This window comes from Treponema saccharophilum DSM 2985, from assembly GCF_000255555.1.
GTDB lineage: Bacteria > Spirochaetota > Spirochaetia > Treponematales > Treponemataceae > Treponema_D > Treponema_D saccharophilum.
In genome coordinates this window covers 1-9,377 of sequence record NZ_AGRW01000019.1, presented here as the reverse complement: position 1 = coordinate 9,377, position 9,377 = coordinate 1, and the positions used below count along the sequence as shown (strand labels likewise).

General features: G+C 56.5%; 9 protein-coding genes. 6 read left to right on the top strand and 3 right to left on the bottom strand.

Annotated features, from left to right (window positions below):
* Window positions 1–456: 456 nt before the first annotated feature.
* The 4 genes from TRESADRAFT_RS00235 to TRESADRAFT_RS00220 are packed head-to-tail and all read left to right on the top strand — an operon-like array spanning window position 457 to window position 3,579.
* A complete protein-coding gene (locus TRESADRAFT_RS00235; RefSeq protein ID WP_002701704.1) occupies window positions 457–1,320 on the top strand; it encodes a metal ABC transporter substrate-binding protein in 864 nt (287 codons plus the stop codon).
* Window positions 1,317–2,090 carry a metal ABC transporter ATP-binding protein gene (locus TRESADRAFT_RS00230; RefSeq protein WP_002701703.1) on the top strand — a complete coding sequence of 258 codons (774 nt, stop codon included), beginning with the start codon at window positions 1,317–1,319 and terminating at the stop codon, window positions 2,088–2,090. The genes TRESADRAFT_RS00235 and TRESADRAFT_RS00230 overlap by 4 nt, the downstream gene beginning before the upstream one ends.
* A complete protein-coding gene (locus tag TRESADRAFT_RS00225; RefSeq protein WP_002701702.1) occupies window positions 2,087–2,926 on the top strand; it encodes a metal ABC transporter permease in 840 nt (279 codons plus the stop codon). The genes TRESADRAFT_RS00230 and TRESADRAFT_RS00225 overlap by 4 nt, the downstream gene beginning before the upstream one ends.
* Complete coding sequence (locus tag TRESADRAFT_RS00220) at window positions 2,923–3,579, top strand: hypothetical protein (RefSeq protein WP_002701701.1); 657 nt, start codon at window positions 2,923–2,925, stop codon at window positions 3,577–3,579. Before TRESADRAFT_RS00225 ends, TRESADRAFT_RS00220 begins: the two co-directional genes overlap by 4 nt.
* Window positions 3,580–3,599: 20 nt before the next feature.
* On the opposite strand, the gene TRESADRAFT_RS00215 is transcribed toward TRESADRAFT_RS00220, so the two are convergent.
* Window positions 3,600–4,139, bottom strand: a complete 540-nt coding sequence (locus TRESADRAFT_RS00215; RefSeq protein WP_081478435.1) for an arsenate reductase/protein-tyrosine-phosphatase family protein — start codon at window positions 4,137–4,139, stop codon at window positions 3,600–3,602.
* 556 nt (window positions 4,140–4,695) lie between these two features.
* Between TRESADRAFT_RS00215 and asnS the strand changes: the two genes are divergently transcribed.
* Window positions 4,696–6,144, top strand: a complete 1,449-nt coding sequence (gene asnS, locus TRESADRAFT_RS00205; protein WP_002701699.1) for an asparagine--tRNA ligase — start codon at window positions 4,696–4,698, stop codon at window positions 6,142–6,144.
* A gap of 99 nt (window positions 6,145–6,243) precedes the next feature.
* Here the strand turns inward: asnS and TRESADRAFT_RS00200 are convergent, their stop codons facing one another.
* Window positions 6,244–6,960 carry a queuosine precursor transporter gene (locus tag TRESADRAFT_RS00200; protein WP_002701698.1) on the bottom strand — a complete coding sequence of 239 codons (717 nt, stop codon included), beginning with the start codon at window positions 6,958–6,960 and terminating at the stop codon, window positions 6,244–6,246.
* Between the two features lie 177 nt (window positions 6,961–7,137).
* On the bottom strand, window positions 7,138–7,614 hold the full coding sequence (gene queF / locus TRESADRAFT_RS00195; protein WP_002701696.1) for a preQ(1) synthase: 477 nt from the start codon (window positions 7,612–7,614) through the stop codon (window positions 7,138–7,140).
* A 107-nt stretch (window positions 7,615–7,721) separates the two neighbouring features.
* Between queF and TRESADRAFT_RS00190 the strand changes: the two genes are divergently transcribed.
* Window positions 7,722–9,023, top strand: a complete 1,302-nt coding sequence (locus TRESADRAFT_RS00190; RefSeq protein ID WP_002701694.1) for a YhjD/YihY/BrkB family envelope integrity protein — start codon at window positions 7,722–7,724, stop codon at window positions 9,021–9,023.
* The last annotated feature ends 354 nt before the right edge of the window (window positions 9,024–9,377 follow it).

Here is a 9,377-nt window from a genome sequence, read left to right as displayed (position 1 = left end):
ATCGGCGCACGCTTGCTCCAACCAAGCCGAACTCAGAACGCGCAACTGTCCTAGCATTCGGAACGCGCAACGTCTCGGGCACACATCGCCCCCCCCGCATGGAACGTAGTGNGCCCCGCGCATCGGCGCACGCTTGCTCCCACCAAGCCGAACTCAGAACGCGCAACTGTCCTAGCATTTAGGACACGCAACGGCTCAGGCACACATCGCCCCCCCCCGCATGGAAGATGCGCCCCGCGCATCGGCGCACGCTTGCTCCAACCAAGCCGAACTCAGAACGCGCAACAACTCGGGCATTCAGGACACGCAACGGCGCAGGCACACATCGCACCCCAGGCATGGAAGATGCGCCCCGCGCATCGGCGCACGCTTGCTCCCATCAAGCCGAACTCAGAACACGCAAACGACCAAGCAAGCGCGTTGACTAACTTTCCTTTTTGCAACAATAATTCACTCATGATTAGAAAAATTCTGATGATTCTCGCGCTGCCGGTGTTCCTGTCATCGTGCAGCAAGAAAGCGACGCAGGGAAAGACGACAATAACGGCGTCGTTCTATCCGCTTTTCGTAATGCTCGAAAACATATGCGACGGAGCCGACGCGCACATATCGATGCTCGCCCCGAGCGACACGGGATGCCTCCACGACTACCAGCTGACGACGAAGGACATGCAGGCAATCTCGAAATCCGACATAATCGTCGTGAACGGGCTCGGCATGGAGGACTTCATAGACAAAGTCCTTGAGGAAAAGAAGGATTCCACGATTGTGGCGGGCGAGGGATTCCTCACCGTGGACGACAACCCGCACATCTGGGTCAGCATCGCCGGCGCGATTTACGAGGTCAGGAACATCGCGGACAGGCTCTGCGAGCTTGACGCGAAGAACGCGGAGATTTACTCAAAAAACGCCGAATCGTACATCGAAAAGCTCCAGAACCTTCAGGAGGAGATGCACGATTCGCTCGACAAGGCGGCAGGCTCGAAAATCATAACGTTCCACGAGGCGTTCCCGTATTTTGCCGCGGAATTCAACCTCGACATCGCCAGCGTAATCGAACGCGAGCCGGGAACGGCACCGAGCCCCAAGGAGCTCAGCGACACCGTCGCCGTCATAAAAGAGGCGAACGAAAAAACGGGGCGCAACATCCCGCTTTTTGCGGAACCGCAGTATTCCGGCGCGTCCGCAAAAATCATCGCGAGCGAGACGGGAAGCGAAGTCTACGAGCTTGACCCTGCCGTCACCGGAAACGGAGGAAAGGACTCCTACATCGAGGCGATGCGGAAAAACATGATGACACTCAAAGAAGCGCTGCAATGACGAACATGAACCTGCACAGGAATTCGCTCTACCCGCACGTCTGCCTCACGCGAATCGAGCATCTCGGCGTGAAGTCGAACGGGGAGACGATTCTCAACGACGTGAACCTCGAAATACGGTGCGGCGAGCTGACGGCAATCGTCGGCAGGAACGGCGCGGGAAAAACGACGTTCCTGCGCGCGCTCCTCGACGAAATACCGCACACGGGCACGGTTCTCTACGAGCGGGGAACGACGCCGAGCGGGCTGAAAATCAAATCGATGAAGAAACCGTCGTTCGGATACGTCCCGCAGAAACTGGCGATAGCGCCGGGCTCGCCCGTCTCCGTCTCCGATTTGGTCCTGAGCTGCGTGTCGAACTATCCGGTATGGCTCCCGAGGCGCAAAAAGGACAGGGAGCTTGTCGAAAAAATACTTTCGACGACGAAGGCGGAATCCCTTGCGGACAAAAAAGCCGGGGACCTTTCCGGCGGCGAAATCCAGCGTGTAATGCTCGCGCTGGCAATCCACCCGCTCTGCGACATCCTGATACTTGACGAGCCGGTGAGCGGCGTGGACAGGAACGGGCTGAAGGACTTCTACGACCTTGTGTCGAAGCTCCGCCACGACTATGACGTCACGATTCTGCTCGTCAGCCACGACCTCGACCTCGTCGCGGAGCACGCCGACAAGGTCGTCTTCATCGACCGCGGGATTGCCGCGGAAGGAACGCCCGAAGACGTCTATTCGGACGCGAAATTCATCGAAACTTTCGGAAGAATAACGATATGAACGCTTTGTATTCCGCATTAGGAACAATCCTGCCGTTCTCATGGCTTGAGCCGGCATTCATGAAAAACGCGCTCCTCGCAGTACTCGTCGCAGCCCCGCTGTTCGGAATGCTCGGAAGCGTCGTCGTCTCGAACCAGATGGCGTTCTTCTCCGACGCAATCGGGCATTCCGCGCTGACGGGAATCGCGCTCGGCGTCATCATCGGGATACGGGAGCCGATGGTCACGATGGTCGCGTTCTCGCTTCTTCTCGCGTTCGCGATAATAATCGTGAAGACGAAGGGAAAATCGAGCGCGGACACGATAATCGGCGTATTCTCTTCGACGTCGGTAGCGCTCGGAATCGTCCTTCTGAGCGCTACGGGAAATTTCGCGAAATACCAGCGGTATCTCGTCGGCGACATCCTCTCAATCCGCCCGGAGGAAATCCTCCATCTTCTCGTCGCGCTCATCCTGCTCGTGATATCGTTCGTCGCGCTCTACAACAAGATGCTCCTGACGAACCTGCACACGACGTTCGCGCGTTCCCGCGGAATAAAAACGCTTGCGGTCGAAACGGCGTTCGCGCTCCTCACGGCGGCAATCGTCACGATATCGATACGATGGACGGGGCTGCTCGTCATAAACAGCCTTCTCGTCCTTCCCGCGGCATCGAGCAGGCTCGTCTCCCGGAACGCGCGGACGTACATCGCGCTTTCCGTCGCGATATCGCTCGTCTCGTGCGTGACGGGGCTGGCGCTGTCGTGGTATATGGGAAGCGCGAGCGGGGCGACAATCGTAATCGTGAACGCGGCGGCATTCGCGCTCTGCCTCGTGCTCGGGACAGTCAGGAAATGAAAAAGGCATTGATTGCCGCGGCATCGTTTGCAATGCTCGCGTCAAAAGCGGCGGCAGATTCCCTCAAAATCGATTTCAGGATGAACATCAGGAACAGGGACGAGCGGAATTCGCTCACGCTGACGATTGAGGGAGCATCGTCTGAAACGAAGACGCGGGACGGATTCGACGCGGCGACGGGAGCATCAATGAAGCGATCGACGAAGACGACAAGAACGCTGCTGTTCGACCAGCAGAAAAGGCAGACAATGCCGAAAGGGCTCCGCGCGCTGCTCCTCTTCCCCGTGTCCGATTTCAGCCTCGTCGGAAAGGATTCCCTTCGCGTCGAGCACGATGCCGAAAACCCGAGGAAAATCACCGTCACGTTCAACCACCGCGGGAATTTCTACCGAATCGAGAGCGACGGAAAAGGACGGCTCGACACGGAATCGTCGTTCTCGATTGCCGAGGGAATCATGGAGCAGAAGGACGGCGTCTTCGTCACCAAGGAGGAATTCCGCACGGAACAACCTGAAAGCGCGGCGCCGGACATGGACAAAATCGAATTCACCGCGGACAAGCGGAGCGAAAGCGCCGAAAAGCCCTACACCGGAAAACTCAGGATAAAGGAGAAAGACGGGATACTCACGATATCGGGAAAACTCGGACAATAAAACCGCCCGCGCTTGTGGCGTCACAAAGACACGAGCGACACTATCGTGCGGCATCCTGATGCGATTTCATTGAACGCGTAGCGGTAGTCGCCGGAGGGTGCGGGATTGATGATGTCCCGTGGGGCGGGCGTAAAATCGAGGAGGCAGCAGACGCGGGGCTTGAGCATTCCGTTCAGGGACATGGGCGAGGACGGGTCGGTCCTGAAAACGCGGACGACATCTTTCGGAGTGACATAGACAGCGTTCGAGTGGAGCCTGTCGAAGCACATCCTGCGGCTTCTCGCATCCATGCAGATAATCCAGTCGAATTTCTCAAGCTTGCTGTGGTCGAGCTGCACGGACGAATGGCTTCCGGAATCGACTCCGTTCTTCGCGAGGATTTCCCTCACGCGGGAATCCATCATGACGCCCTCGGGCGCATCGGAATCAACAGCGGCGGAATCGACGACAAATTTGTTGAAAACCTGCCTTTTCCGCGCAAGATGGATAAAAATCTGCGCCGCCATCGGAGAAAGAGTCACATTGTCCTGGCAAACAAAAAGAATACGAATCGCTGTCATAATTAAAATTTCGGCTCCCCACACGAAGACCTAAAACCACCCACAACTAATAATGCCCCGCTCGGAAACTTATGTTTCCCGAACTGGTTCAATTTCTCTCCCCGTATTTTACAAATCGAACCGATACATGAAAAGCCCCACGTAACAGGGCAACCGCATTATAGACGAAGTGATGAAAAGCGGCTTCGTAGCGAATGCGGCTGCATCACCAAAAAAATCCGCAAACAAAAAACCCAACCTCACAAAAATCCAATCCACGCGACAAATCCCCACCACGGAGCCGCGGATGCACCGCATCCTCGGCGGTCGAACAGCCGCTCCACCCAGCAGGAAAACAAGTCGCGCAACGAATGCGGCTGCATCACCCAAAAAAATCCGCAAACAAAAAAACAACCTCCCCAAAATTCCATCCACGCGCAAAATCCCACCACGGAGCCGCGGAACGCAGTTCCTCGGCGGTCGAACAGCCGCTCCAACCAGCAGGAAAATAGGTCGCGCAACGAATGCGGCTGCCGCTGCATTCTCCAAAACAGGGAAATCTGCTAGAATCGTCGCCATGAAAACAGAACTTATAAAGGACATACTCACATCAGCGCCGGACGGAAGGACCGTCACGGTTTGCGGTTGGGTCAGGACAATCCGCGATTCAAAGAACCTTGTCTTCATACAGGTGAACGACGGCTCATGCTTCGCGTCAATCCAGCTTACGTTCGACAGGACGAACCCGTCAAACCCGTCGAATGCGGAATCAATCGAAAGCGCCGTCGCCGACATTTCGACGGGCGCGTCAATCAAGGCGACGGGCAAGCTCGTCGAGTCGCCGGCATCGGGACAGGCTGTCGAGGTCAACGTCGAGACGCTCGTCGTTCTCGGAAAGTGCCCGGGCGACTACCCGATTCAGAAAAAAGCCGCGTCGATGGAATTCCTCCGCGAGAACGCGCACCTTCGCGCGAGGACGAACACGTTCGGCGCGGTGTTCCGCATGAGAAGCCAGATGGCGTTCGCGCTGCACACGTTCTTCCAGGAGCGCGGATTCTACTATATAAACACGCCTGAAATCACGTGCTCCGACTGCGAGGGTGCGGGCGAGATGTTCCAGATAACGACGCTTTCGATGGAGAAGCTCGCGAAAATCGCCGTCGAGAAGGGCGCGAAGGGAATGAATCCCGAGGACGCGGCAAAGCTCGTCGATTATTCGAAAGACTTCTTCGGGAAGCAGGCGAGCCTCACGGTCTCGGGGCAGCTTGAGGCGGAGACGCTCGCCACCGCGCTCGGACGCGTCTACACGTTCGGGCCGACGTTCCGCGCGGAAAACTCCAACACGACGCGACACCTTGCCGAGTTCTGGATGTGCGAGCCTGAGATGGCGTTCTTCGACCTCGAGGACGACATGGACATCCAGGAGGAATTCATAAAGTACCTTCTGAACTGGGCGCTGACGAAATGCGCCGCCGACATGGAATTCTTCAACAAGCGCATCCAGCCGGGCGTCATCGACACGCTCAGGCACGTCGTCGAGACCCCGTTCAAGCGCGTCTCCTACACGGAGGCAGTCGCGGAGCTTGAGAAACACGCCGACGAATTCGAGTTCAAGCCGTACTGGGGCTGCGACCTTGCGACGGAGCACGAGCGCTACCTCACCGAGAAAATCTACAAATGCCCGGTCATGGTCTACAACTACCCCAAGGAAATCAAGGCGTTCTACATGAAGCTCAACGACGACGGGAAGACCGTGAAGGCGGTGGACGTCCTCGTCCCGGGATTGGGCGAAATCATCGGCGGAAGCGAACGCGAGGAAAGCTACGACAAGCTTCTCGCCAGAATCAACGAGCTCGGACTCAAGCCCGAGGACTACAGCTGGTACCTCGACCTGCGCAAGTTCGGGACGGTCCCGCACTCGGGATTCGGACTCGGTTTCGAGCGCCTACTTCTCTACGTGACGGGAATGCAGAACATCAGGGACGTAATCCCCTACCCGCGCGCCCCGAAGCTGGCGGATTTCTAGTCCGCTGATTTTTCGCAATACCGGAAATAAAAAACAGCCCGCCTGATGGGAAAATCCCAAAAGGAGGGCTGTTTCGTTCTCTGCGGAAACCGTCCGGCTTTAGTTCTCAAGAAGTTCCGGATGCTTCTCGGCGATTTTCCGCGCGAGATAGAGGAACGGCGTGTCGACGAGCGACGTCGCGATGAAAATCAGGTAGCCGAAAACCAGAATCTGCACGAGGACGGACGCAGGGAAAACGCCGAAGAACGCGAGCATGTTGAAGACGACGACGTTTATGAGCTGGCTGACGAGCGTCGAGCCGTTGTTCCTCAGCCACAAAAAGCGCCTTTTGTCGCCGGTCATCTTCTCGGTTTTCGACCAGATGAAATGGTACGCCCAGACATCGTAGATTTCGCAGACGACGTAGGCGAAGAGGCTCGAAAGCATGACGCGCGGCGTGTTCGAGAAGACGGTGCGTATCGGCCCGGACATCGTGTCGTCGCCCGCGGGAAGATAAAGGAACCAGCTCTGCGAAATCAGGATGAACGCGATGTTCGCCGCGATTCCGATTTTCACGCAGCGGTTCGCCTCCTTCTTCCCGTAAAGCTCGCTCATTATGTCAGTCGCGAGGAAGCTCGACGCGAAAAGCACGTTCCCGAGCGTCGTGTCCATCCCGAACGCGTGCACGAGAATCAGAACCTCGATGTTCGCCGCAATAGTGCAGATGACGGTCCACGCGTAGATTCCCGCCTTCCCGAAAAAGCGGAAAAACCCGACAAGCGCGCCGAAAAACACGAAAATCGACGCGAGCATTAGAATTTCATTGATAAACGACATAAAAACTCCTAAAAAAAATCACGGCCCTGCCCGGAAAAAGGCTGATTTCGCGCCCGTCACATAACGGCACGGGAAATACGGGCAGAGCAAAAATCATAAAAAGAGCCTGGCCGGAAAATCATCGGCGCAGGCAAAAAAAATCAGGGAAAGACGCCGGCCGCGCGTGTCCAGTCCGAATCAACGGCGGCGGTCGATTGCGGAGAACAGGCGCTCGCGCGCGCGCAGCTCGTACGGCGTGTCGGGCTTTCCGTAGTTCGCGAACGGATAAATCGAAATTCCCCCGCGCGGCGTGAAAATTCCCTCGACCTCGATGTACTTCGGCTCAAGGAGGCTCACCAAATCCTTCATGATGATGTTCGCGCAGTCCTCGTGGAAATCGCCGTGATTGCGGAAGCTGAAAAGATAGAGCTTGAGCGACTTGGACTCGACGATGAACTGGTCGGGGATGTAGTTGATGCGGATTTCCGCGAAGTCGGGCTGCCCCGTCTTCGGGCAGAGCGATGTGAATTCCGGGCAGTTGAGCGTGACCATGTAATCGTTCCCGGGATGCTTGTTCGGGAACCGCTCAAGAAGAGCCGGATTGTAGTCGTACGCGTACTCGGTTTTTCCCGCGCCGAGAAGCGTGACGCCAGAGAGTTCAGATTCTGAACGCATTTCAAATCTCCATAGTTTTGTTTTTTTTCGCCGCAGGATGGTTCCGAACTGCGGCATCCCGAAAAGGGACGGCGGACACTCTACCAAATCTTCGTTAAAATGGAAACATGCCTAAACAAAAAAAGCCGAGGAGAATCACCATCAGGACGTTCTCGCAGTGCGTTTGCCTGACCGTCGAGCTTTTCATAAAGAACAGGCTCCTGTCGTACGCGGGCGCATGCTCGTTCAGTTTTCTCTTCTCATTCATCCCCGTTTTCCTGATGACGATTGTCGTGCTCGTGCGCATCCTCCACGCGTCGCCCGATGTCGTCGAGTCGGTGTTCGCGCTGATTCCCCAGCTCGGGAACTATTTTTCGATAGACTCCGTAATAAAAGCCGTCCAGTCGCTCAAAACGGTGAACCTGTTCGAGATACTAATCGGCATATCGATATTCTGGCTCGCGCGGCGGTTCTTCGCGTCCGTGTTCGACTCGCTCCAGAACATCTTCCACACGCACGCGCAGAGAAAGGCGATTGCGACGCAGGGGTTCACGTTCGTCGTCGAGGCGCTCATCATCATCGTGACGGCCGCCGTCATGTTCGCCTGCATGCTCATCCAGACGGTGACGGAAATTCCGATAATATCATCCTTCCTGCGGAAAATTCCCGCGCTGTCGTTCTTCTTCAACGGAATCCTCATCACGAATTTCATCCGGTATTTCCCAAACATACTGATTTTCACCGTCCTCCTGATTCTCTACCGGACAGTTCCCGGCTCCCGCCCGAAAAAATCGCTGTGCGCGCTCTCGTCCTTCCTGTGCACGGCGGCGTTCTTCGTTTTCAGGAGCATCATGCACCTTTTCCTGAACGTCGCGAACTACAACCTGATTTACGGCTTTCTCGGGCAGGTGATAATCATGCTCATGGACATCTACTTTTTCTTCACGTTCTTCCTCGCGTTCGCGCAGTTCATGTTCGTCTGCCAGTTCTTCGGCGACATCCTGACGGGGACGCTCTACATGCTCCCGAAGCAGGACGAGGCGGGATTTTTCGGCTCGGCGAGGGCACGCCTTTTCATCCGCCCGGATTATTTTCTCGCCTGCCCACGTCGTGTCCGCGACTTTTGCGCCGGCGACGAGATTTTCAGAAAAGGCGACGAGGCGGAATGCGCGTACTTCATTGCCGAGGGAATTGTCTCGGTGGAGCGCGACGGAAAAAGCGCCGTCCTGAAACCGGGCGAATTCTTTGGAGAGACGGAATGCCTCGCGCACCTGCCGAGAAAATCGTCCGCCCGCGCCGAAATCCAGTCGAAGCTGATTGTCATCGGCGCCGACGAGATGAACCGCCTCATAATGAAAAACCACGCCGCCGCGCGGAAAATCCTTACAAAGGCGCTCGCGCTTGCGAATCTTCCCGCGCTCCGAGATTGAGTTCCCCGGAGCAAGCGTGCGACGGTGCACGCGCTTGCAAACCTTTTTCGCGTTCCGAGATTGAATTCCCCGGAGCAAGCGTGCGACGGTGCACGCGCTTGCGAACCTTTTTCGCGTTCTGAGATTGAGTTTCTCGGAGCAAGCGTGCGACGGTGCGAGGAGGCGCACCTACCGTGACGGGATTGCGATTGTTGGTTTTCATTGCGCGCGTTTTTTTCAACACGAAAAAATCCCGCGTCGATGCTTTCACTTGCGAACCTTTTCGCGTTCCGAGTTTGAGTTCCTCGGAGCAAGCGTGCGACGGTGCGCGGGGGGCGCGCACCTACCGTTGCGGGATTGCGCTTGTTGTTTTTC

What these genes read in the sequence shown, in the direction of transcription:
- TRESADRAFT_RS00235 (WP_002701704.1), top strand. Translation starts at nt 457, where the DNA reads ATGATTAGAAAAATTCTGATGATTCTCGCGCTGCCGGTGTTCCTGTCA.
- TRESADRAFT_RS00230 (WP_002701703.1), top strand. Translation starts at nt 1,317, where the DNA reads ATGACGAACATGAACCTGCACAGGAATTCGCTCTACCCGCACGTCTGC.
- TRESADRAFT_RS00225 (WP_002701702.1), top strand. Translation starts at nt 2,087, where the DNA reads ATGAACGCTTTGTATTCCGCATTAGGAACAATCCTGCCGTTCTCATGG.
- TRESADRAFT_RS00220 (WP_002701701.1), top strand. Translation starts at nt 2,923, where the DNA reads ATGAAAAAGGCATTGATTGCCGCGGCATCGTTTGCAATGCTCGCGTCA.
- TRESADRAFT_RS00215 (WP_081478435.1), bottom strand. Translation starts at nt 4,139, where the DNA reads ATGACAGCGATTCGTATTCTTTTTGTTTGCCAGGACAATGTGACTCTT.
- asnS (WP_002701699.1), top strand. Translation starts at nt 4,696, where the DNA reads ATGAAAACAGAACTTATAAAGGACATACTCACATCAGCGCCGGACGGA.
- TRESADRAFT_RS00200 (WP_002701698.1), bottom strand. Translation starts at nt 6,960, where the DNA reads ATGTCGTTTATCAATGAAATTCTAATGCTCGCGTCGATTTTCGTGTTT.
- queF (WP_002701696.1), bottom strand. Translation starts at nt 7,614, where the DNA reads ATGCGTTCAGAATCTGAACTCTCTGGCGTCACGCTTCTCGGCGCGGGA.
- TRESADRAFT_RS00190 (WP_002701694.1), top strand. Translation starts at nt 7,722, where the DNA reads ATGCCTAAACAAAAAAAGCCGAGGAGAATCACCATCAGGACGTTCTCG.